Raw genomic sequence first — 20,990 nt, 5'->3', positions numbered from 1 at the left:
ACCGGGTACAGCCCTGGGCGCAGTCTCACCGCGAAATGACCGATTTGCGAAAGCGCATGCGCAAGCGCTTTCGCTCGTCCTAGGGTCCTCGGAGGTACGTGGCGCGCCCGGCGCCGCATCGGGACAAGGGAGTCCACATGTTCGCAAGGCGCAGCGCAAGCACGCGCGTGGTCGGGACGGTTCTCGTGGCCGGCTCGCTGGTCCTCGGCATGACCGCCTGCGGCGGCTCGGGATCGGACGGCATCAAGGTCGGATTGATCACGAAGACCGACTCGAACCCCTTCTTCGTGAAGATCCGCGAAGCCGCCAAGGCGCAAGCCGACAAGGACGGCGCCGAGCTGATCGCCCTGGCCGGCGCGTTCGACGGTGACAACGAGGGGCAGGTCTCGGCCATCGAGAACATGGTCGGCCAGGGCGTGAAGGGCATCCTCATCACCCCGAACTCCTCCACCGGCGTTCTCGACGCCATCAAGAAGGCGCGCGACGCGGGCGTGATCGTCATCGCCCTCGACACCGCGACCGATCCCGAGGACGCCGTCGACGCCACGTACGCCACCGACAACAAGGCCGCGGGCGTCGCGCAGGGCAAGTGGGTCAGGGCCGCGCTCGCCGGCAAGGCACCCCAGGTCGTCATGCTGGACGGCACCCCCGGCGGCACGGTCGACACGTTCCGTCACGACGGGTTCCTCGAGGGCTTCGGCATCACCAACTCCTCGCCGGAGATCGTCGGCCAGGAGAACACCAACGGCGACCAGACCAAGGCGCAGACCGCGATGGAGAACATCCTGCAGCGCGCGCCGGGCATCAACGCGCTCTACACGATCAACGAGCCGGCGGCCGCAGGCGCGTACCAGGCGATCCAGTCCGCCAACCGCGTCCCGCAGATCACCATCGGGTCGATCGACGGCAGCTGCACCGGGATCGCGGACGTGAAGGCCGGGAAGATCGGTGCGACGGTGCTGCAGTTCCCGGCGAAGATGGCCGAGCAGGGCGTGCAGGCCGTGGTCAAGTTCGCCAAGGACGGCACCAAGCCCAGCGGCTTCAACGACACCGGCTCGCAGCTCGTTACCGACAAGCCGGTGCCCGGAGTCGAGTCGAAGGACACCGCCTGGGGTGAGCAGAACTGCTGGGGCACAGCCGGTTCATGACCACTGACCCGCCATCGACGGCCCCATCTACGGCCAAGCCGTCGGTATCGAGCCGATTCAACGTGGGGCACCTCCTGCGTGAACCGTTGCTCGGTCCGCTGGTGGCGCTGGTCATCGCCATCGTCATCTTCAGCTCGGTCTCGAACTCGTTCCTCAACCCGCAGAACGTCTCGCTGATCCTGCAGCAGTCCGTGGTCGTCGGCATCCTCGCGGTGGGCCAGACGCTGATCATCCTGACGTCGGGCATCGATCTCTCCATCGGCGCGGTCGCCGTGTTCGGCACGATCGTGATGGCGCAGACCGCCGGTGCCAACGGTCCGTTCATGGCGCTCGGAGCGACGCTGCTGGTGTGCGTCGTGTTCGGGGCGATCAACGGCGGCCTCGTCACGGCGCTGCGGCTGCCGCCGTTCATCGTCACGCTGGGGACGTTCACCGCCATCCAGGCGGCGACGCGTCTGCTCGCGGGGTCGGAGACGTACCGCGTCGAGCCGGGGGTGCTCACCTTCCTCGGCACGTCGTTCCGCGTCGGGTCGTTCTCGACCACGTACGGGGTGGTCGCGATGCTCCTGGTCTATCTGGGAACCTGGTACGCGCTGTCTCAAACCGCTTGGGGCAGACACGTGTACGCGGTCGGCGGGAACCCGCAGGCATCCGACCTGTCGGGCATCAAGTCGCAGCGGGTACTGCTGTCGGTCTACGTCACGACGGGCGTGATCGCCGCCATCGCCGCGTGGGCAGCTCTCGGTCGCATTCCGAACGCCGACCCGAACGCCTATCAGAACGCGAACCTGGAGTCGATCACCGCGGTGGTCATCGGCGGGACGAGTCTCTTCGGCGGGCGCGGCGGCGTCGGTGGAACCCTCGTCGGCACGCTGATCGTCGGTGTGCTGCGCAACGGCCTCACCCAGGCCGGCGTCGACAACCTCTACCAGAACATCGCCACCGGAGTCCTCGTGATCGTCGCGGTGGCGGTGGATCAGTTCGCACGCAGGAGATCACAGTGACGACCCCGACGAGCGGCGCACCCGTGCTCGAGGCCCGCGGGCTGGTCAAGAAGTACGGCAACGTGACGGCGATCAACGGAGCCGACTTCGAACTCCGTGAAGCCGAGGTGCTGGCGGTCATCGGCGACAACGGCGCCGGCAAGACCAGCCTCATCAAGGCCCTGGCCGGCGCGGTGGTACCGGACTCGGGCGAGATCCTGATGAACGGCACCCCGGTGTCGTTCAAGAACACCCGCGACGCCCGGGCGGCCGGCATCGAGACGGTCTATCAGGACCTCGCGGTCGTACCTGCCCTCGACATCGCGTCGAACCTGTACCTCGGACGCGAGATACGACGGAAGGGACTGTCGGGCAGCCTGTTCCGCCGCCTCGACATGCCGCGGATGCGCGAGGAGGCCTCCCAGCACCTCGCGGACCTGAAGATCGGCATCAAGTCCGTGAACCAGGCCGTCGAGACGCTGTCCGGCGGCCAGCGCCAGGGCGTCGCGGTGGCGCGGGCGGCGGCGTTCGGTCGCGGCGTCATCATCATGGACGAGCCGACCGCCGCCCTGGGCGTGCGCGAGTCCGGTCAGGTCATCGACCTCATCCGGTCGATCCGCGACCGCGGCATCCCCGTCGTGCTCATCAGCCACGACATGCCGCACGTGTTCGAGGTGGCCGACCGGATCCACATCCACCGACTCGGTCAGCGTGCCGGCGTCGTCGATCCGACCACGCGCTCGATGTCCGAGGTGGTGGCGCTCATGACCGGTGCGGAGGAGCCGACCGATGAGGAACGCGCCGGTCTCTGAGAAGGCTCCGGTCGGGGTCTTCGTGGGGCTGGCCACTCTCGACGTGATCCATCGCGTCGCCGAGCCGCCCGGCGTCAACGAGAAGGTCACGGCCACGGAGCAGTTCGTCGCGGCGGGCGGACCTGCGGCCAATGCCGCCGTCACCTTCGCCGCACTGGGCGGCGATGCGATGCTCGTGACCGCGCTCGGCGACGGCCCGGTCGCGGACCTGATCCGCGCCGACCTCGCCGAGTACGGCGTCCGCGTCGTCGACGCGGCGACGGGCACCACCAGGGCGGTACCCGTCTCCGCGGTGTCGGTCGTCGAGGCGACGGGTGATCGATCGGTCGTCTCGCTGGACGCCGTGAACTCCGACGCCGAACCGCCCGCGGACCTCGACGACCTGCTGGCAGGGGCCGGCGTCGTCCTCGTCGACGGACATCACCCGAAGATCGCCGGCGCCGCCGCCCGGCTGGCCGCAGCGCGGCACACCACACTCGTCGTCGACGCCGGCCGATGGAAGCCGGCGATGGGGGACGTCATCCCCCACGCGACCGACGTGGTGTGCTCCAACGACTTCCGCACACCCGGTGCGGACGATTCGCGGTCCACCGCCGCGGCGCTGGCCCGCGGCGGCGTCCGTACCGTCGTCACCACGCACGGCCCCGATCCGGTCGAGTGGTGGTCGGGTGGGCAGTCCGGCTCCCTACCGGTTCCACCCGTCGTCGCCGTCGACACCCTCGGCGCAGGCGATGCGTTCCACGGTGCCTATGCCTACTTCTCGACGCAGACCGGCACCGCGCTCGCCGAGCGCATCGAGGGCTCCGCCCGCGTGGCCGCACACCGGTGTTCGGTCGTCGGGCCGCGGGCGTGGTTGTCCGGACTGCCGAACGATTCGTGGAGGCGAGCACCGTGAGCATCGAGCAGCACGTTCAGGTTGCGTCACTGACGGAACTGGTCGAGTGGGCGATGGCGCTCGTCGTCCCCGGCGAGCGTCGGATCCTCGGTCTGACCGGCGCGCCGGGAGCCGGAAAGTCCACCGTCGCCGAGCAACTCGTCACCGCGCTGGGCCCGGACACGGCGGTGCTCGTTCCCATGGATGGCTTCCACCTCGCCAACGAGGTCCTGATCGACCTGGGGCGCCGGGACCGCAAGGGCGCTCACGACACGTTCGACGACGGCGGGTACGCGCGTCTCATCGAGACGTTGCGCGCGCAGCAGGCCGGCGATCCCGTCGTCTACGCGCCGCGGTTCCGGCGCGAGATCGAGGAGTCCATCGGGTCGTCCATCCCCGTCTCGCCCACGGTGCCGCTCGTGGTCACCGAAGGCAACTACCTCCTCCTGGACGTCGACGCCTGGCCCGCCGCGCGGTCACACGTCGACGAGGTGTGGTTCCTGGCGCCGGACACCGACATCCGTCACACGCGGCTGCTGCGACGGCACGAGGCCTATGGGAAGTCGCCGGAGGACGCAGCGTCCTGGGCGCTCGGCCCGGACGAACGCAACGCCCAGATGATCGAGTCGACCGCTGGTCGCGCCGACCGCATCGTGCGTCTCCGGTGACCACGATGGGCGAGGTCGCCCGCCTCGCCGGCGTCTCGGCGTCCACCGTGTCGCACGTCCTCAACGGCACGCGCAAGGTCAACATCGCCACGCGCCTGCGCGTCGAGGCGGCCATCGAGGAGACCGGGTACCGCCGCAACGGCGTCGCACGGTCACTGGCGGCCGGGCGCACGCACACGGTCGGACTCTCGATCTCGGCGTTGACGAACCCGTACTTCGGCGGCCTGGTGCACGCCGTCGAACGGGCGCTGTCGGATGCCGGTTACGTGCTCATCGTCGGCGACTCCCACGACGACGTCGACTCCGAGAGGCGCGTCGTCGACTCGCTCCTCGACCGTCAGGTCGACGGGATGATCGTGGCTCCCGCGGCCGGGTCGGAGCGGACCACCCTGCCGAAGATCACCTGTACGGGAACACCGCTGGTGCTCATCGACCGAGGCGTCGACGTCGGGAGCGATCAGGTCGGTCCCGAGAACTTCTCGTCGGCGCGGTCGCTGACCGAGCACCTGCTAGACCTCGGGCACCGGCGGATCGCCGTCGTCCGCGGTCTGGCCGGGATCTCCTCCACCACCGAGCGGTTCGACGGTTACTCGGCGGCGCTGGCCGACCGCGGCATCGCGATCGACGCCGACCTCGTCCTCGACGGCGACTCCAGCACGGACGTCGCGGAGCGCGAGGTGCACGCACTGATGTCGGGTGCCGACCGGCCCACGGCGCTGGTGTCGCTGAACAACTCCATGACCATCGGGACGCTCAAGGCGCTTCGCGGTCTGAACCTCTCGATACCGGGTGACGTGGCGTTCCTGTGCTACGACGACTTCGAGTGGTCCGATCTGTTCGAGCCCAAGCTCACGGCCGCGGCACAGGACGTCGAGACCATCGGCGTCACCGCGGTGGAACTGCTGCTGCGTCGCATTCGGGGTCTCGACGATGCGCCGCAACGCATTCGCGTGCCGACGACGTTCCACCATCGCAACTCGTGCGGCTGCACCTGACCCTCCACCGATAGGACCCCGACCGTGCCGATCGCAACCCCCGACCAGTACGTCGCCATGCTCGACCGCGCGAAGAACGGCGGATTCGCGTACCCGGCGATCAACGTGACGAGTTCGCAGACCCTCAACGCTGCGCTGCAGGGCTTCGCCGAGGCGGAGAGCGACGGCATCATCCAGGTGTCGCTGGGAACGGCGCTGTACCTGTCGGGGAACGCGGTCCAGAACCGCTTCGCCGGATCGAAGGCACTCGCGCTCTACGCCGGGGAGGTCGCCGCGCACTACCCGGTGACCGTGGCCCTGCACACCGATCACTGCCCGGCCGAGCACCTCGACGACTGGGTCCGGCCGCTGATCGCCGACGCGATCGACCGTCGCGCCCGTGGTCTCGACCCGCTGTACCAGTCACACATGTGGGACGGGTCCGCCGTCCCACTCGACGAGAACCTGCGCATCGCAGGCGAACTGCTGGAGTCGTCGGTGGAGGCGAACACGATCCTCGAGATCGAGGTCGGCGTGATCGGTGGCGAGGAGGACGGCATCTCCCACGAGATCAACGAACAGCTCTACTCCACCGTCGACGACGCACGCGCCACCGTCGCGGCACTCGGCACCGGCGAGCGCGGCCGATACCTGACGGCGCTGACCTTCGGCAACGTGCACGGCGTCTACCACCCGGACTCCGTCCACCTGCGTCCGGAGATCCTCGAGGAGATCCAGACCGCCATCGGACGAGAGACCGGCAGGGACATGCCCTTCGACCTCGTCTTCCACGGCGGCTCCGGATCGAGCGCCGAAGACGTCGCATCGGCCGTCGCCAGCGGTGTCGTCAAGATGAACGTCGACACCGACACCCAGTACGCCTTCACCCGCTCCATCGCGGGCCACATGCTCGCCAGATACGACCGGGTGCTCAAGGTCGACGGTGGCTACGGCGACAAGAAGGCCTACGACCCGCGGTCGTGGGGCAAGCCGGCCGAGAGCGCGATGGCGGCACGGGTGGTCGAGGCCGCCGTGACGTTGGGGTCCGCCGGACGGGCGATGCGCTAGCCGAGCCGTGGAATAGCGCCCATCGGACCGATGTTGTCCCCCAAGGACCGCACCACCTACGGAGGTAGCGCATGAAGATCGGAATCATCGGAGCGGGTCTCATCGGCGGGACGCTGGCACGCCGCCTGCGCGAACTCGGCCACGACGTGGCCGTCGCGAACTCGCGAGACCCCGAGACTCTCGCGGAACTCGCCACCGAGACGGGCGCGACGGCGGTATGGGCCAAGGACGCCGCCGCCGACGCCGACCTCGTGATCGTGAGCATTCCGCAGAAGAACGTGCCGGACCTCGCTGCCGGGATCGTCGACGCGCGCAAGCCCGGCGCGCCGGTGATCGAGACCAACAACTACTACCCGCAGCAGCGTGACGGCGAGATCGCGGCGATCGAGGACGGCCAGGTCGAGAGCGACTGGGTGGCCGAGCAGATCGGTGCACCGGTGTACAAGGTGTTCAACGGGATCTGGTGGAAGCACCTGCTCGAGAGCGGCAAGCCCAGTGGCACGCCCGACCGGATAGCGCTGCCCATCGCCGGCGAGGACGGACCGAACCGCGACGTGGTCCACGACGTCGTCGACAGCCTGGGCTTCGACCCGGTCAGCGCAGGCCCGATCTCCGAGTCGTGGCGCCAGCAGCCGGGAACGCCCGTGTACGGCAAAGACTTCGATGCCGTGAACACCGTGAAGGCGCTCGCCGAGGCGACGCCGGAGCGGACGGCCGAATGGACCGCGCGTACGGCGTGAGCCCCGGTACGCGCGCTAACCCAGCATCCGCTTGAACGCCGTGCCGAACGGGTGACGCGCAGTCACCGACCCGAAGCGCACCCGCCCCTTCACGACGACGTGTAGTCGGTTCGACGGCGGGTTCGTCGTCACCTTGACGTCGATGGACGAGCCGACGTTGGTGATCCCGTTCAGGTCGGCGCTGGCGCCGTCCGGCAGGATCAACTCGGTCGAACTGAGGTGGTCGTCGACGTCGATGTGCACGACGGGCCGCGCCACGACCGCGGAGGTGAAGTCGAGCCGGGTGGAGCACATCCGCGTGATCAGCCGAAGGTGCGGCGGCACCTGCCACGGCCCCTTGCGGGAGACGCTCGACATCCAGCTCTTCACCACCTCCGGCTCCGTCGTCGCGATCTGATCGTGGCGGACGTGCGGAATGTCGGCGATCACCGCGTCCAGGGCGCGTCGGGTGCGTGCGCGGAGCACGACGTCGACGCGCTCGGCGTACTCGTCGAGCGACAGCATCCCCTGCCCGACGGCGTGTTCGAGGATCTTGGTCACCGCCGCACGGTCCGCGTCCGACGCCCTGAAGTCGGCGTGTTCAGAATTCATGTCGCCTCAGGATAGTCGCGGACGTCCAGCCATCAAGCGTCGTTCGTGGCCACCGCGGGAAGCATCGCCGACGTGACGAGGTGGCGGCGCAGCCGACCGCCGGAGGTCCGGAAGAGGCAGTTCATCGCCGCGACGATCCCGCCGACGTCGTCGCGTGCGGTGAGGTAGGTCCATCGGTGCGGGTCGGGGAGGTCGAAGAACTGCTCGAAGAAGCCCGGCACGTCTGCCGGAGGCATCCGCAGCATCGACTCGAGACCGATCCGCCGGACCTGGTGAACCACCCGCGCCTCGAACGGCCACACGGTCTTCTGCGCCGCTGCCAGCGCGCGGCTCGGGCCGTCCTCGATGTGTTCGGCGACCGCGGCCGCCACCCGGGGCGCCAGCCGTAGTGACGCGGCGAGGCTGAAGCCGGTCGCCGGGTGGATCAGCGGCGCGGCCGCGCCGAACCCGAGGACGCCCGAACCGCGGTGTCGCGGGTGGTCCACCCGGAAGGACACCTTCTCGCTGCGCGCATCCGTCGGCGGTGTGATGCCGTGCCGGGCCATCCGCGCGTGCAGCCTGCGCCGCAGCGTCGACAGGGGCAGCCCCGGCCTGCGCGCCAGCGAGGTCTCCTCAATCAGCACCCGACCGCCGCCGAGTGGGATGACGTAGACGAACGTCGGCCACCCGCCCTCCCCGTGGTCGGGACGCCAGTCCATGAACAGTGCGTCGCCGGGATCGACGAACGGCGCGGCGGCGTCCTCGTCGACCACCAGCCCGTACGCCGTCTGGGCGGCCGGCGCTCGGCGCGACGCGGACCTGTCCAGCGGACGTGCGCCACCGCCTGCGTCGACGACGACCGAGGCGCGCAGTGACGACCCGTCGGCCAGGGCCACCACGCCGGGCTCCGGAGAACTCACCGCCCGCGCGGCGTGGATGCGCACGCCGGTCAGCTCGTCCGAGAGGTGCGCGCGAAGCGCGGGTACGTCGAGTACGGCGTACTCCCAACCCAGTTGGTGCTCGGTCACCGCGATCGCGCGACCGGCGGCACGGGCCGCGACGACGGACTCGGGCAGACCGGTCGGCAGCTCTTGGCTCCACATCCCGTAGGTCGCCGTCCACGGCCGCTCCGGGGCCGGGTCCACCAACCCGGTCGTCAGCCCGAGCCGCCCGCATGCACCGGCCAGCGCCAGCCCCGCGGGTCCACCTCCGACCACCAGAACGTCCATTGCTCCCATGGTGTCATCGCGGGGTCACCGGACCGTGGTCGGCTCAGCTCAGCCGCTCGTCGACCCGCGCGTCATCGTGGTCCAGCCCGAGCTGATCAGCGTGGTCAGGTCATCCACCCACGCATCGTCGAGCGGTGCGTCGTGCCGCACGATGATGCGGAAGATGGCACTGCCCACGACGACTTCGGCGAGGAGCGGAAGGTCGCCGTCGTCGTCGGGGGAGCCGGGCTGAGCGCCGATCCTGGTGCGGAAGGTGGCGAGGCTCTCCGCGAAGCGCGAGGTCATCCTGCTGTGCACGTCGGGATCGGCGACGGTGTCGGCGATCAGCGCGGGTAGCGCCATCCGGACCTCCGGTCTGTCGAACATGATCCGCGTCGCCTCCACCAGTGCCCGGACGTCCTCGACGACGTCACCGGACGCACTCGGCATCGCCATGACCTCGGCGGGCAGGATCGCCTCGTGGACGAGTTGTGCCTTGCCCGACCAGCGCCGGTAGATGGCAGCCGTGGTGGTGCCGGCGCGGGCGGCGATGGCGGACAGCGACAGCGCGGAGTAGCCGGTCTCGAGGAGTAGGTCGCGGGTGGCCTGAACGATCGCCGCGTCGATCTTGCCGTCGCGCGGCCGCCCGGCGGATGACCGGGCGGGTCCCTTGTCATCTTCCGGGCGATCTGTTTCCATCATTCCAATATAACCCGCATCGTATCGTTATCCGGAGGACGCGTGATCCTGAGTCCGCTCGACGAGTACCCGATCCACCAGGCGCCGGTGCCCGTCAGCGCCCCCGCCACCTCCGATCGCAACTTCTACGATCGGTCGTACTTCAACGTCCTCGAGCGCGACGGCAGATTCATGGCTCTCACGGGGATCGGCTACTACCCGCGGCTCGGCGTCAAGGACGCCTACCTGCTGATCCGACGCGGCGACGTGCAGACCGCCGTCCGGTTCAGCGACGCGATCGACGACGACCGTCTGAACCAGAACGTCAACGGGTACCGACTCGACGTCGTCGAGCCACTGCGGGAGCTGCACCTCACCGTCGCCGAGACCGACGGGGTCTCCGCGGACCTCCGGTGGCGCGGACTGTTCCCCGCCGCGCTGGAGCACCCGCACGAGATGCACTCCGAACGGCGAGTCACGTTGCAGGCGTGCCGTTTCGCCCAGCTCGGCACCTGGGAGGGGTGGATCGACGTCGACGGTGACCGCCTCGAGGTCGACGGTGCGAACTCGGTCGGCAGCCGCGACCGGTCCTGGGGCATCCGTCCCATCGGCGAGGCCGAGCCGTCCGGCCGCCCGGACACCGCGTTCCGTGGAATGTGGTGGCTGTACCTGCCGCTCGCGTTCGACGACTACCAGATCTTCCTGATCATCCAGGAGGATCCGGACGGCCATCGCAGCCTCTACGACTGCAGCCGGCGTTGGCCGGACGGCACGGTCGAGCAGCTCGACGGAGTCCGAGTGACGATCCACTACACGCCAGGCACCCGCATCCCGCACGGTGCGCACGTGGAGATGATGACCCGGTCCGGAGGCCGGCTCCAGCTCGACGTCGAGTCGAAGCTGTTCGCTCCCATCGCCTTCGGGTCGGGATACGGCGGCGACTCCTCCTGGGCGCACGGTACCTGGATGGGCGGCCCCTCGGCCGAGCGCGTCTCCTACGACATGACGGACCCCGAGGTGCTCGCCCGCGCGCCGTTCAGCCTGATCGATCACGTCGGCCGGGCCGTCTGCACCGAACCCGACGGCAGCACCACGGTGGGTGCGGGACTGTTCGAGCACGCCGTGATCGGGCCGCACCGCCCGTCGGGATTCTCGGACTGGACCGACGTCCTCGCGGAGGCCACGTCGTGAAGGTCATGACCGCGCTGTTCAGCCCCACCGATGCCGTCGAGCGCTCGGCCCTGCTCCGCGAGGCCGGTGCGTCCGGGGTGTTCACGTTCGAGGGTCCCCGGGAGGTCTTCACCCCACTCGTCCTGGCGTCGACCGTCCCCGGACTCGACCTGATGACCAACGTCGCGATCGCGTTGCCACGCAACCCGATTCAACTAGCTCATCAGGCTCACGACCTCCAGGAGATCTCCGAGGGCAGGTTCATCCTCGGTCTCGGGACGCAGGTCCGCGCCCAGGTCGAGAAGCGCTACGGCGCCGAGTTCGAGCACCCGGTCGCCCGGATCAAGGAGATGGTCGGCGCACTGCGCGCGATCTTCGCCGCGTGGAACGACGGCGAGCGGCTCGACTTCCGCGGCGAGTACTTCCGGCACACGCTGATGACGCCGACGTTCAACCCGGGGCCGAACCCGTTCGGTCCCCCGCCGATCTACCTCGGTGCACTGGGACCGCGCATGACCCGTGCGACGGCAGAGGTGGCCGACGGCCTGCTGGTGATGCCGTTCGGGTCCAAGCGATTCCTGCACGAGTTGACGATGCCCGCCGTCCGCGAGGGACTGGCCGCCGCCGGTCGGAACGCCGACGACCTCGCGGTGGTGCCCGAGATCATCGTGTCCGTCGGTGAGGACCACACGTCTACGCGGATGCTCCTGGCCTTCTATGGATCGACGCCCGCCTACCGGCCGGTGCTGGACGCGCACGGCTGGGGCGACCTGCAACCCGAACTCAACGCGATGTCCAAGCAGGGGAGGTGGCAGGAGATGGCCACGCTGATCGACGACGAGGTGCTGCACACCATCGCCGCGTGCGGCACCCCCACCGAGGTGGCCGCGCACATCCGGGACCGGGTGGACGGCATCTCGGACCGGATCTGCCTCTATCAGCCCGGGCCCATCGCCGTCGAGGCGCTCGCCGAGATCATCGACGCGCTGGGCTGAGGAGATGCACACCACCACAGTCGAGTTCGCCGACGTCGTCGACGACCGGTTCGGGGGCAAAGCGCTCGGGCTCGCGGAGCTGACCCGCCTGGGACTGCCCGTCCCGCCCGGCTTCGTGATCGCCGGTGCCGCATCGGGACCGCTCGTCGACGACGTCGCCGACCGCTTCGCCCGGATGCAGGCTGCGGGCGAGTCACCCGTGGCCGTCCGGTCCTCCGCCACCGGTGAGGACGGAGCCGAGCAGTCCTTCGCCGGGCAGTACGACACCGTGCTGGGCGTGCAGTCCCTGGAGGACTTCGCCGATGCCGTGCGCCGGTGCGTCGCCTCCGTCGGTTCCGAGCGGGCGACGTCCTACGTCGGCGACGGTGGGGACGCGGCCGCGGTCACGATGCACGTCGTCGTCCAGAGGATGGTCGACGCGCGCGCCGCCGGTGTCGTCTTCACCGCGGATCCCACCTCCGGCCGCAGGGACCTCGTGGTGATCGACGCCGTCAGGGGACTGGGTGAGGCGCTCGTCGACGGATCCGCCAGTTCCGACCACCTCGTGGTGACGGCCGACGGTGCCCAGGCGGTCCGCGAGGTCGGCGACGTCCCCGTGCTCTCCGACGACGAGGTGACTCGCATCCGCGCGGGTGCCATGCACGCCGCCGAGCACTGGGGCCGACCCATGGACCTGGAGTGGGCGATCGACGGCGCAGGACGGCTGTGGTGGCTGCAGGCCCGCCCGATCACCACGCTGCCCGGCGATCTCAACGAGATGGACGTCCCCATCGCCGCGTCCGACCACGTCTACACCCGGTGCAACATCGGCGAGATGATGCCCGGTGCGTTCTGCCCCCTCACGGCGTCGGTCTCGGGGCACGCCATCGACTACGCGATGCAGATGACCCAGGTGGTGGCGCGGGCCCAGGAGCGCTACGACCCGACGTGGCGCCAGGTCGGCTACTTCTACGGCCACATGTTCCTCGACATGACCGAGGGGACGGCGCTGAGTTCGGGCATCCTCGGCAACTCGCTGGAACAGTTCTCGACGTCGATCTGCGGGCGCGTGGTCGACGAACTCGAGGCCAAGCCGCCCAAGCCGTTCGTTCAGAAGTTCGTCAACACGATCCGGCTGACCAGCCACGCACTGTCCGCCGGACCCGCGATCCGCCGCCTCGGCGACCGGATCACCGCGTTCCCGATCCCAACCGAGCGGGATGCGAGAAGCGTTCTAAGACAGTTGGAGTCGGGAGTCGAGCTGTACTGCCACGTCACCCTCGTCCACGTCAGGTCCTCGTCGCGCGCCGCCGTCGGTGCGAACGTGCTGGAGAGCTCCCTGATGCGCAGCGCCGTCAAGGAGGGCCGGGACGAGAGCGAGGGTCAAGCCGAGGCGGCCCGGCTCATGGCGGGCGCCACGGACGTCGAGAGCGCGGTCATGGTCGACGAACTCCACGGCGTGGTGCGCGAGATCGCCTCCGACGACACCACTGCCGACCGGTTCCTCGCATCGGCACCGGCCGACGCCCTCACCGCGCTGCGAACCTCGAAGGAATCCGCGGGTGATGCGTTGCGCCGGTTCCTGGCCCGCCACGGCCACCGCGGATACCGCGAACTCTGCATGCGTGACCCGGCGTGGGCCGAGGACGCCGAGGGGCTCGGATCGATGATGCAGGTCATGCTGACCGCACACCGTGAATCGGTTGGGGTGGAACAGGTTCGCCGAACGGTCGACGTGCCGGAGTCGAGGATGGTCAGGCTGCTGGCGCGGCTGGCTCGCGGCGGCGCGCGCGGGCGGGAGGAGACGAAGTCGAAGATGGCGCTGATGGCACACCGGCTCAAGCTCGGGTACCGCCATCTGGGCGAGGTGCTGGCCGACGCGGGCCGTCTCCCCGATGCCGACCTCGTCTTCTTCTTCGACCGGTCGGAGCTGCCCCTGGTGGTGGGCGACGGCGATATCCGGGACCTGGTGGCACGGGCGTGTAAGCGCCGCGAGGCCCTGGCGTTCCAGCAGTCCCTGGAGTTCGACGACGTGTCCGTCGGTCGACCGGAACCGATCCTCACCCGTCCGCGCGGCGACGTCGCCGACGGACGGATCGTCGGCAGGCCGGCGAGCCGGGGCACGGTGGAGGGCACCGTGCGCGTGGCGAAGTCGATCCACGAGGCGCGTGCGGTTCAGCGCGGCGAGATCCTCGTCGCGCCGGTCACGGACGTGGGCTGGACGCCGTACTTCACCGTGATCGCGGCACTCGTCACCGACATCGGCAGCTCGGTGTCCCACGGCGCGGTGGTGGCGCGGGAGTACGGATTGCCCTGCGTCGTCAACACGTTGGTGGCTACCCAGGTCCTGAACACCGGCGACCGGGTGCGGGTCGACGGCGACACGGGGTTGGTCACGCGGCTATGACGGCCGCGCCGGGCTGATCACCGCCCGGATCGCCAGCCATGCCGCAGCCCTGTCGTCGGGGCTCGACATGGACAGCCCGGTGAGTTCCTCGATGCGCCGGATCCGCGCGGTGAGCGTCTGCCGGTGCACCCCCAGGCGGGTGGCCGTCGACCCCCACGCACCGTGTTCGGCGAGGTACACCTCGAGCGTCCGGGCCAGGTCACCGTGACGTCCGTCCTCGTCTCGGAGCGGGTCGAGGACGGCCGCAATCCGCGTCGTCGCGCTGTCGTCGAGGTGGTCCAGCACGTAGGACACCGTCGCCAGCGTGCGGTACCAGACCACGGGACGCGCATCGACGACCGCGATGTCCAAAGCCTGCTTGGCCTCCGCCGCCGACCGGGCCAACGCCTCCGGCCGCGCCGACGAGCCCAGCCCGAGCCGGAGCGGCATGCCGGCATCGGAGGTCAATCGTTCCACCATGGTGGCGAGTTGGTCCGCGTGGTGATCGCCGACGAACCCGAGCACGTGCCCACGGTCGGTCGACATCACGTGCGTCGCGCCGAGCTGGTCGAGCCACCGAATCGTCTGGCGCTCGGGATCTATCGAACGGGATCGGGAGGCGACCGCGAACGCGGTCATGGAACGCTCGTGCACGCCCCACCGCCGCAGCAGGGTGGCGGCTTCGGCGCCGCCGCGGAGCAGCGTCGACAACATGACCTCGCGCCCGAGCCGCTCGGTGGCGGGGTGATCGGTGGTGTGCAGCAGCAGATCCAGCAGCGCGGCCACCTGCGAGGCGAGGTCACGGCTGCGGCTGGTCGGTCCGCGTGCGCCGACGACGAGATGGGCGCTGACCTCCTCGCCCTGTCCGACGGGATGCACCTGCAGTCCGGGGTGCCTGATGCGCACCTGCCGACCGAACGCCACCGACACGGCGTCGCGCACGTGCAGACTGCCCGCACCCGCGGTGGTGATGACCTCCCCGTGGGCGTCGAGGAGGACCGCCCATCCGTCGATGCGGTGGGCGAGTTCCGCCACCACGGCGACGACCCCGCCGCGTCGGGCGACCTGGGTGAGCACCTTGGTACCCGTCGTCACCCGGCGGTCCTCGGCGGCCTGGTCCCCGGCGATCAGCGCCGCCAACCGCGGATGCACGACCTCGGCGGGGAGGCCGGGAACCAGCACCGCGGTGACCTCGCGGTTCACGAGCGCGGCGCGTAGTTCGAGATCGGTTGCGCCGCCGGCGACGACCGCGACGCAGCCGGTCAGTGGTCCGTGCCGGCCGGCCGTCGCCATCGCGTCGGCCCACTCGCGTGGGTTCGCGACGACAAGGGTGGCGTACCCGGGGGTGCCCGCGACGATCAGCTGGCTCAGCAGGATCGTGTCCGCCACCGGCGTCGACGCGTGGACCTGGCCGTCGGCGAGTTCGGCGCCGAGGTACTCCGACATCGCCCGCACGTCGTACGCCATGTCCGCAGTGTACGAAATGGTGATCGCGAGCCCCGTGTCCACAAACATTGCGACTGCCGTGACGGCACTGCAATTCCTACGATTCACGGGAGTCCACGCATCAAAGGAGCCCCGTGAAAGCCGTCGTCTTCCGAGAACCCGCCCAACCCATCGAGTTCGTCGACGTCGACCTCGCGGGCCCCAAGCACGGCGAGGTCCGGGTGAAGATCGCCGCCGCCGGCGTCTGCCACTCCGACCTCCACGTCATACGCGGTGAGTGGGACGCGCCCGCGCCGATGGTCATGGGCCACGAGGGCTCCGGCGTCGTGACGGAGCTGGGGGAGGGGGTGACCACCCTCGCCGTCGGCGATCACGTGGTGCTGTCGTGGGTTCCGCCGTGCGGCGAATGCCGCTACTGCCGGTCGGGCCACGAGGCGCGCTGCCAGAAGGTCGCGACGGTCGTCGCCCCGCTGGGCACTCTCTTCGACGGCACGTCACGGCTGTCGTCGAAGGGCGAGTCACTCCACCACTACCTCGGTGTCTCGTCGTTCGCCGAGGAGGTCGTCGTGCCGGCTTCCGGCGCGGTCAAGGTCAGGGAGGACGCGCCGCTGGACGTCATCGCGGTGGTCGGTTGTGCCGTGGCGACCGGGGTTGGCGCGGTGCTGAACACCGCGGCCGTCGAGCCCGGCGCGACGGTCTGCGTGATCGGCTGCGGCGGTGTGGGTCTCAACGTGATCCAGGGCGCGAAGCTCGCCGGAGCGGCGCGCATCGTCGCAATCGACGTGCGCGACGACAAGACGCACATGGCTAACCAATTCGGTGCCACCGACCGCATCAACGCCACGCACGGCGACGCCGAGGAGCAACTCCGGGAACTCATCCCCGACGGCGTGGACTACGCGTTCGACGCCTTCGGTCACACCGGCACGACCGAGCAGGCCATCCGGATGCTCGGCCTCGGCGGCGCCGCCGTGGTCGTGGGGCTGCCACCGACCGGCGCCAAGGCCTCCTTCGAACCGCTGGTGCTCGCGGAGGCCGATCAGCGGATCCTCGGATCCAACTACGGCTCGGTCCGGCCGTCGATCGACATCCCCGCGCTGGTCGACCGCTACATGGACGGGCAACTCCAACTCGACGCGCTGATCTGGGCGCGCCGTCCGCTCGGCGAGGCCGCGGCCGCGTTCGAGGACCTCGAATCCGGAGAAGCCCTCCGCACCCTGCTGATCCCCTGATCGCGATGACACGCAACGACTCTCGACCCGGAGGAATCCCCATGACCGCCACCGACGACCGACGCGACGCGGGGCTGCGACGCGGCGTGATGTCCGGCCCGGAACTGGCCGCCCAGGCGATCGCCAACATCGCCCCGAGCGCCGTCATCGCGTTCACCGCGGCCGCGATCTTCCTGACGGCGGGCAAGGGGACGATCGTCTCGTTCGTCCTGGCGACCGTGATCATCCTGTCGGTGGGCTACTGCGTCGTCGTGTTCGCGCGGCGCAACGCATCGGCGGGATCGCTGTACACCTACGTCTCCAAGGGGCTGGGTCCGTTCGGCGCGTACCTCGCCGGGATCGCACTGGTGATCGGCTGCTGGGGGATCACCACCGGCTCGCTCGGCGGCGCCGTCTCCTACACGAGCGACTTCCTGGTCTCCCTGGGGATACCGGCGGGCGGCATGGCGTGGCAGATCGGGCTCGCCGTGGTCCTCGGCGGACTGGCGACGCTGTTCACCATCCGCGGCATCCGGTTGTCCGCGCGGGTGTCGCTGACGCTTGAACTCGTCTCGGTGACCATCATCATCGTCCTGCTGGTTCTCGCACTGGTGTGGGCGGGGCCTGCCGCCTGGGATCCGTCGCAGTTCTCGCTGGCGGACGTCCCACTGCAGGGCGTCGCGACCGGAATGGTGCTCGGCATACTGGGTTTCGTCGGGTTCTCGTCGGCCGACGCCTTGGGCCGCGAGGCCCGCAACCCCTACACCGCGATCCCACGGGCGATCATGTGGAGCGCCCTGGTGGTCGGCGTCCTCTACGTCTTCGCCGCCTACACCCAGATCGCCGTGCTGCAGCAGGGGCTGGGAGAGAGCGCGAATCCGCTGCAGGACATCGCCGAACTGATCGGCATGCCATCGTGGTTCACGCCGATCCTGCTCTTCGGCGTGGGAGCGTCGTTCTTCGCCGTGGTCGTCGCGCCGCTCAACGTGGTCGGCCGCATCGTGTACGTGATGGGTAAGGAGGGCGTCGTCGCCGACAGGTTCGGCCGCACCCACGAGAGTCACCTCACCCCGCACCGGGTCCTGCTGATCGCAGGTCCGCTGGCGATCGTCCTGGACGTCGTGCTGCTCGCCCTCGGCGTGCACCCGATGAACATCGTGGTGTGGGTCGACACCTACGGCACCTACGGCTACATGGTCGCCTACTCGCTGGTCGCCGCCGCCTGCGTCATCTACACCCGGCGCGACGGGCAGCCCAACGCGCTGGTCTGGGTGGCGGCCGTCGTCGCCATCCTCGCGATGGCGTACACCTTCTTCGCCAACGTCTATCCCGTTCCAGCGTTCCCGCTCAACGTGATCCCGTACCTGTTCCTCGCCACCGTCGTCATCGCCCTGGCGTGGTACCTGAACCTGGCCCGCCGCCGCCCGGACGTGATAGCGCGCATCGGCCAGACCGAGACCGACACGCTCGAGGGAATCGGGTGATTCGCCGCTAGGGGATGGCCACGTCCGAGCCGACCCGCCAGTCGATTCCGGCGGCGAACTCCTCGAACGAGCGCGGCGCGACACCCGTCAGCCGGAGCACGGAGTCGGTCACCCGGTCCTCCGCGCCGTCGGCGATCAACGCGTCCAGACCGGCAAGCATGCCGGCGTAGTCGGGCGGCATGCCGTCGGCGGTGTAGATCCGTCGTATCTGGTCGACGTCGATGGCGACGTGGGCCACGGGGTGGCCGGACGCGTGAGCGATGACCTTCGCGACGTCGTCGTAGCTCAACGCCGCGGGTCCCGTCAGGATCGGATCGGAGTTGAGCGCCACGTCGGACGTCAGGGCATGCGCGGCCACCCGAGCGATGTCGCGGGCGTCGATGAAGCCGACGCTGCCGCCGCCGGTCGCGGTGGTGAGGACACCGGAACTGCGGATCGACTCGGCGTGCGGGTGGCGGCCGGAGAAGTTCTGCATGAACCAACTCGGCCGCAGCACCGCCCATTCGGGGAACGTCTCCGCGACCGCCGCATGGACGACGCCGAGGGTGGGACCGCCCGATTCGATCAGCGAACTGCTCTGCAGCACGGCGCGCGTCACGCCCGACGCGAGGGCCAGGTCCAGGAACGGCCGCATCACCGTCTCGGGTGCCGGGTCGTTCGACGGCGCGACGAGGTAGACGGCGGTCACCCCGTCGAGGGCCGGGCCCCACGACTCGCGGTCGTACCAGTCGAAGCGGGTCGCGGCACTCCTGGCGGCCGCCACCACCACCGCGCCGGTCTCCGTCAGTTCGCCGCAGACAAGGCTGCCGACGGTGCCCGTGGCACCGGTGACGAGGATCCTCGGGGGCGCGCCGGTCACGATGCCGTGGTCGCGTCGAGGACGGTCAACGGGTTCCAGTAGTCGCGATACACCGCGATCTTCCCGTCGACGAGCACGAGGACGACGACGTAGGCCATCTCGTACGGGGCACCGGTGGCCTTCACCCGCCCGCTGGCGGACCACTCGATGATCGCCCTGTTGGGATCGACCGTCTGATGCACCTCGAGATTCGTCACGCGCTCGAAGTCGATCTGCGAGGGGATCGCGCGAAGGTAGTCTCCGGCAGCGTCCCTACCCTCGATCCGGCGTGGCCGTCCCTCTGGCGCATAGGGGAATTCGAGGACGACGTCGTCGCGGCACCTCGCCAGCCAGCCGTCGACGTCACCGGCCCGGATCGCCTCGGTGGCCTCGGCGAACACGTCACCGGGCAGGGATGTGGTCATGGCGCTCTCCTCATCGGCTAGGATTCGGACCGTCGGTCCGCTTCGTTATTAACCATACGGACTGCTGGTCCGCTTTGTCGAGGAGGGTTCGTGGTCGAACGCGCCGATGCCGCACGAAACCGACAGGCGGTGCTCGCCGCAGCCGGACGCCTGTTCGACGACGCCACCGACGTCGAGGCCGTGTCGATGGACGACGTGGCGCGCGCAGCCGGCGTCGGCAAGGGAACGCTGTTCCGCCGCTTCGGCGATCGCGCGCACCTCCTACGCGCGGTGTACGACGCTCGGCTGGTCGACCTGCGCACGGCGATCGACTCGGGCCCGCCGCCGCTGGGGCCGGGCGGGGACGCCCGCGCACGCATCTCCGCGGTGCTGGCCGCACTGATCGACTTCAAGCTGGACAACCGCCGACTGGCGCTCGCCATCGAGCAGGACCAGACGGGAGGTACTCCCACGCTGTACACGTCGCCGGGTTACGTCGCCACGCACGAGTTGCTGTCGCGGTTGATCGCCGACGTGGGCAACCCGGGCGACGCTCGGTGGTTCGCCTACGTCCTGCTGGCGGCCACCCGGATCGACCTCGTCGACCACCTCGTCGGCACCGAGGCCGTCTCCCGTCGCCGGCTGCACGCCGACGTCGACGTGCTGAGCACTCGCCTGCTGGGCTGACTCAGCGTGCGGCGTCGACTGCCGCCTGGTCGATCCGAAATCCCATGACCTCCAACTGAACCCGCATCAGCTTGCGCTGATGGGCAGCCGGCAGTCGCTTGGGGAACAGCTCGGCGTGCACCGACAGCCCGTCGATCACGGCGATGAGCAGCTCGGCCACGTCGGCGTCGGTGAGGTCGCTGTCGAGCCGTCCTGCCGCGCGGACGTCGGCGATGAGCGCCCGGATCCGCTTCAGCAGATCGTTGGCGGCGTCGCGTTGGAACTCCCGCGACGCCGGGTTCGACACCGCGCGGGGCCAGAAGGTCATCTCCATCAGGGTTTCGACGCGCCGCTCGCGGTCGAGGGGGAGGTTCTGCAGCAGCATGGCCCACAGCCGGCCGAACTCGTCCTTGCCGCGCATGCTGTCCTCGACCCTTGCCATGAACTCGCGGTGGGTCTTCACCAGGATCGACTGCAGGATGTCGTCCTTGTCCTGAAAGTAGTGGCTCAGCACGCCATTGGAGTAGCCGGATTCGAGCGCGATCGCGCGGGTGGTGGTGTTGTCCAGGCCGACGCTGTCGATCACCCGGATCGCAGCCCGAAGGATCTCCTCGCGGCGCTCGTCGTGATCGACGATCTTCGGCATCAGGTCCCCTCGGCTATCCGGCTGAGAACGAGTGTAGGACTC

21 protein-coding genes are annotated in these 20,990 nt (G+C 69.6%); 14 read left to right on the top strand and 7 right to left on the bottom strand.

The genetic code is table 11. The features are described from left to right. Positions 1-137 precede the first annotated feature (137 nt). From G6N64_RS05325 to G6N64_RS05290, 8 genes are all read left to right on the top strand, one after another. Positions 138-1,148, top strand: coding sequence for a substrate-binding domain-containing protein (locus tag G6N64_RS05325; RefSeq protein ID WP_163795939.1), 1,011 nt, complete (start codon positions 138-140; stop codon positions 1,146-1,148). Continuing rightward, entirely contained in the window at positions 1,145-2,152 is a 1,008-nt protein-coding gene (locus G6N64_RS05320; protein WP_163795938.1) for an ABC transporter permease, read from the top strand. Before G6N64_RS05325 ends, G6N64_RS05320 begins: the two co-directional genes overlap by 4 nt. Next, positions 2,149-2,943 (top strand): ATP-binding cassette domain-containing protein, encoded by a 795-nt coding sequence (locus tag G6N64_RS05315; RefSeq protein ID WP_163795937.1) that lies wholly within the window; start codon positions 2,149-2,151, stop codon positions 2,941-2,943. Before G6N64_RS05320 ends, G6N64_RS05315 begins: the two co-directional genes overlap by 4 nt. Then, on the top strand, positions 2,921-3,838 hold the full coding sequence (locus G6N64_RS05310; RefSeq protein ID WP_163795936.1) for a PfkB family carbohydrate kinase: 918 nt from the start codon (positions 2,921-2,923) through the stop codon (positions 3,836-3,838). The genes G6N64_RS05315 and G6N64_RS05310 overlap by 23 nt, the downstream gene beginning before the upstream one ends. Next, entirely contained in the window at positions 3,835-4,485 is a 651-nt protein-coding gene (locus tag G6N64_RS05305; protein WP_163795935.1) for a nucleoside/nucleotide kinase family protein, read from the top strand. The genes G6N64_RS05310 and G6N64_RS05305 overlap by 4 nt, the downstream gene beginning before the upstream one ends. Before the next feature lie 5 nt (positions 4,486-4,490). Then, entirely contained in the window at positions 4,491-5,480 is a 990-nt protein-coding gene (locus tag G6N64_RS05300; RefSeq protein WP_246231193.1) for a LacI family DNA-binding transcriptional regulator, read from the top strand. 24 nt (positions 5,481-5,504) lie between these two features. Next, on the top strand, positions 5,505-6,527 hold the full coding sequence (gene fbaA / locus G6N64_RS05295; protein ID WP_163795933.1) for a class II fructose-bisphosphate aldolase: 1,023 nt from the start codon (positions 5,505-5,507) through the stop codon (positions 6,525-6,527). Positions 6,528-6,598: 71 nt separating this feature from the next. Continuing rightward, positions 6,599-7,267 (top strand): NADPH-dependent F420 reductase, encoded by a 669-nt coding sequence (locus G6N64_RS05290; RefSeq protein WP_163795932.1) that lies wholly within the window; start codon positions 6,599-6,601, stop codon positions 7,265-7,267. Between the two features lie 15 nt (positions 7,268-7,282). Here the strand turns inward: G6N64_RS05290 and G6N64_RS05285 are convergent, their stop codons facing one another. Genes G6N64_RS05285 through G6N64_RS05275 form a run of 3 tightly spaced genes read right to left on the bottom strand, consistent with a single transcriptional unit; the run spans position 7,283 to position 9,744 of the window. Beyond that, a complete protein-coding gene (locus G6N64_RS05285) occupies positions 7,283-7,858 on the bottom strand; it encodes a DUF1707 SHOCT-like domain-containing protein (RefSeq protein ID WP_163795931.1) in 576 nt (191 codons plus the stop codon). A gap of 32 nt (positions 7,859-7,890) precedes the next feature. Further along, entirely contained in the window at positions 7,891-9,066 is a 1,176-nt protein-coding gene (locus G6N64_RS05280; RefSeq protein WP_246230957.1) for a lycopene cyclase family protein, read from the bottom strand. A gap of 48 nt (positions 9,067-9,114) precedes the next feature. Then, a complete protein-coding gene (locus G6N64_RS05275) occupies positions 9,115-9,744 on the bottom strand; it encodes a TetR-like C-terminal domain-containing protein (protein ID WP_163795929.1) in 630 nt (209 codons plus the stop codon). Positions 9,745-9,786: 42 nt separating this feature from the next. Here G6N64_RS05275 and G6N64_RS05270 point away from each other — a divergent pair, with 42 nt between their 5' ends. The 3 genes from G6N64_RS05270 to G6N64_RS05260 are packed head-to-tail and all read left to right on the top strand — an operon-like array spanning position 9,787 to position 14,274. Next, positions 9,787-10,914, top strand: a complete 1,128-nt coding sequence (locus G6N64_RS05270; protein WP_163795928.1) for an Rv3169 family protein — start codon at positions 9,787-9,789, stop codon at positions 10,912-10,914. Next, positions 10,911-11,888: a TIGR03617 family F420-dependent LLM class oxidoreductase gene (locus G6N64_RS05265; RefSeq protein ID WP_163795927.1), complete on the top strand. Its 978-nt coding sequence runs from the start codon at positions 10,911-10,913 to the stop codon at positions 11,886-11,888. Before G6N64_RS05270 ends, G6N64_RS05265 begins: the two co-directional genes overlap by 4 nt. A 4-nt stretch (positions 11,889-11,892) precedes the next feature. After that, positions 11,893-14,274, top strand: coding sequence for a PEP/pyruvate-binding domain-containing protein (locus G6N64_RS05260; RefSeq protein ID WP_163795926.1), 2,382 nt, complete (start codon positions 11,893-11,895; stop codon positions 14,272-14,274). On the opposite strand, the gene G6N64_RS05255 is transcribed toward G6N64_RS05260, so the two are convergent. Continuing rightward, a complete protein-coding gene (locus G6N64_RS05255; RefSeq protein ID WP_163795925.1) occupies positions 14,269-15,720 on the bottom strand; it encodes a PucR family transcriptional regulator in 1,452 nt (483 codons plus the stop codon). The two genes, G6N64_RS05260 and G6N64_RS05255, sit on opposite strands and share 6 nt — an antisense overlap. A 113-nt stretch (positions 15,721-15,833) precedes the next feature. Between G6N64_RS05255 and G6N64_RS05250 the strand changes: the two genes are divergently transcribed. Together G6N64_RS05250 and G6N64_RS05245 are read left to right on the top strand one after the other, a co-directional pair. Further along, the gene (locus G6N64_RS05250; RefSeq protein WP_163795924.1) at positions 15,834-16,931 is read left to right on the top strand and encodes an alcohol dehydrogenase catalytic domain-containing protein; all 1,098 of its coding nucleotides are present in this window, start codon (positions 15,834-15,836) and stop codon (positions 16,929-16,931) included. Between the two features lie 41 nt (positions 16,932-16,972). Further along, entirely contained in the window at positions 16,973-18,394 is a 1,422-nt protein-coding gene (locus tag G6N64_RS05245) for an APC family permease (RefSeq protein ID WP_163795923.1), read from the top strand. A gap of 7 nt (positions 18,395-18,401) precedes the next feature. On the opposite strand, the gene G6N64_RS05240 is transcribed toward G6N64_RS05245, so the two are convergent. Further along, positions 18,402-19,253 carry an NAD-dependent epimerase/dehydratase family protein gene (locus tag G6N64_RS05240; protein WP_163795922.1) on the bottom strand — a complete coding sequence of 284 codons (852 nt, stop codon included), beginning with the start codon at positions 19,251-19,253 and terminating at the stop codon, positions 18,402-18,404. Next, positions 19,250-19,657 (bottom strand): nuclear transport factor 2 family protein, encoded by a 408-nt coding sequence (locus G6N64_RS05235; protein WP_163795921.1) that lies wholly within the window; start codon positions 19,655-19,657, stop codon positions 19,250-19,252. Before G6N64_RS05235 ends, G6N64_RS05240 begins: the two co-directional genes overlap by 4 nt. Positions 19,658-19,747: 90 nt before the next feature. Here G6N64_RS05235 and G6N64_RS05230 point away from each other — a divergent pair, with 90 nt between their 5' ends. Beyond that, a complete protein-coding gene (locus G6N64_RS05230) occupies positions 19,748-20,323 on the top strand; it encodes a TetR/AcrR family transcriptional regulator (protein WP_163795920.1) in 576 nt (191 codons plus the stop codon). Between the two features lies 1 nt (position 20,324). On the opposite strand, the gene G6N64_RS05225 is transcribed toward G6N64_RS05230, so the two are convergent. Then, on the bottom strand, positions 20,325-20,948 hold the full coding sequence (locus G6N64_RS05225) for a TetR/AcrR family transcriptional regulator (protein ID WP_163795919.1): 624 nt from the start codon (positions 20,946-20,948) through the stop codon (positions 20,325-20,327). Between the last annotated feature and the right edge of the window lie 42 nt (positions 20,949-20,990).

Source organism: Mycolicibacterium sediminis, from assembly GCF_010731735.1.
GTDB classification, from domain to species: Bacteria; Actinomycetota; Actinomycetes; order Mycobacteriales; family Mycobacteriaceae; genus Mycobacterium; species Mycobacterium sediminis.
This window is presented reverse-complemented; position numbering and strand designations above follow the sequence as displayed.

What these genes read in the sequence shown, in the direction of transcription:
- G6N64_RS05325 (WP_163795939.1), top strand. Translation starts at nt 138, where the DNA reads ATGTTCGCAAGGCGCAGCGCAAGCACGCGCGTGGTCGGGACGGTTCTC.
- G6N64_RS05320 (WP_163795938.1), top strand. Translation starts at nt 1,145, where the DNA reads ATGACCACTGACCCGCCATCGACGGCCCCATCTACGGCCAAGCCGTCG.
- G6N64_RS05310 (WP_163795936.1), top strand. Translation starts at nt 2,921, where the DNA reads ATGAGGAACGCGCCGGTCTCTGAGAAGGCTCCGGTCGGGGTCTTCGTG.
- G6N64_RS05300 (WP_246231193.1), top strand. Translation starts at nt 4,491, where the DNA reads ATGGGCGAGGTCGCCCGCCTCGCCGGCGTCTCGGCGTCCACCGTGTCG.
- G6N64_RS05290 (WP_163795932.1), top strand. Translation starts at nt 6,599, where the DNA reads ATGAAGATCGGAATCATCGGAGCGGGTCTCATCGGCGGGACGCTGGCA.
- G6N64_RS05285 (WP_163795931.1), bottom strand. Translation starts at nt 7,858, where the DNA reads ATGAATTCTGAACACGCCGACTTCAGGGCGTCGGACGCGGACCGTGCG.
- G6N64_RS05280 (WP_246230957.1), bottom strand. Translation starts at nt 9,066, where the DNA reads ATGGACGTTCTGGTGGTCGGAGGTGGACCCGCGGGGCTGGCGCTGGCC.
- G6N64_RS05275 (WP_163795929.1), bottom strand. Translation starts at nt 9,744, where the DNA reads ATGGAAACAGATCGCCCGGAAGATGACAAGGGACCCGCCCGGTCATCC.
- G6N64_RS05260 (WP_163795926.1), top strand. Translation starts at nt 11,893, where the DNA reads ATGCACACCACCACAGTCGAGTTCGCCGACGTCGTCGACGACCGGTTC.
- G6N64_RS05255 (WP_163795925.1), bottom strand. Translation starts at nt 15,720, where the DNA reads ATGGCGTACGACGTGCGGGCGATGTCGGAGTACCTCGGCGCCGAACTC.
- G6N64_RS05245 (WP_163795923.1), top strand. Translation starts at nt 16,973, where the DNA reads ATGACCGCCACCGACGACCGACGCGACGCGGGGCTGCGACGCGGCGTG.
- G6N64_RS05235 (WP_163795921.1), bottom strand. Translation starts at nt 19,657, where the DNA reads ATGACCACATCCCTGCCCGGTGACGTGTTCGCCGAGGCCACCGAGGCG.
- G6N64_RS05225 (WP_163795919.1), bottom strand. Translation starts at nt 20,948, where the DNA reads ATGCCGAAGATCGTCGATCACGACGAGCGCCGCGAGGAGATCCTTCGG.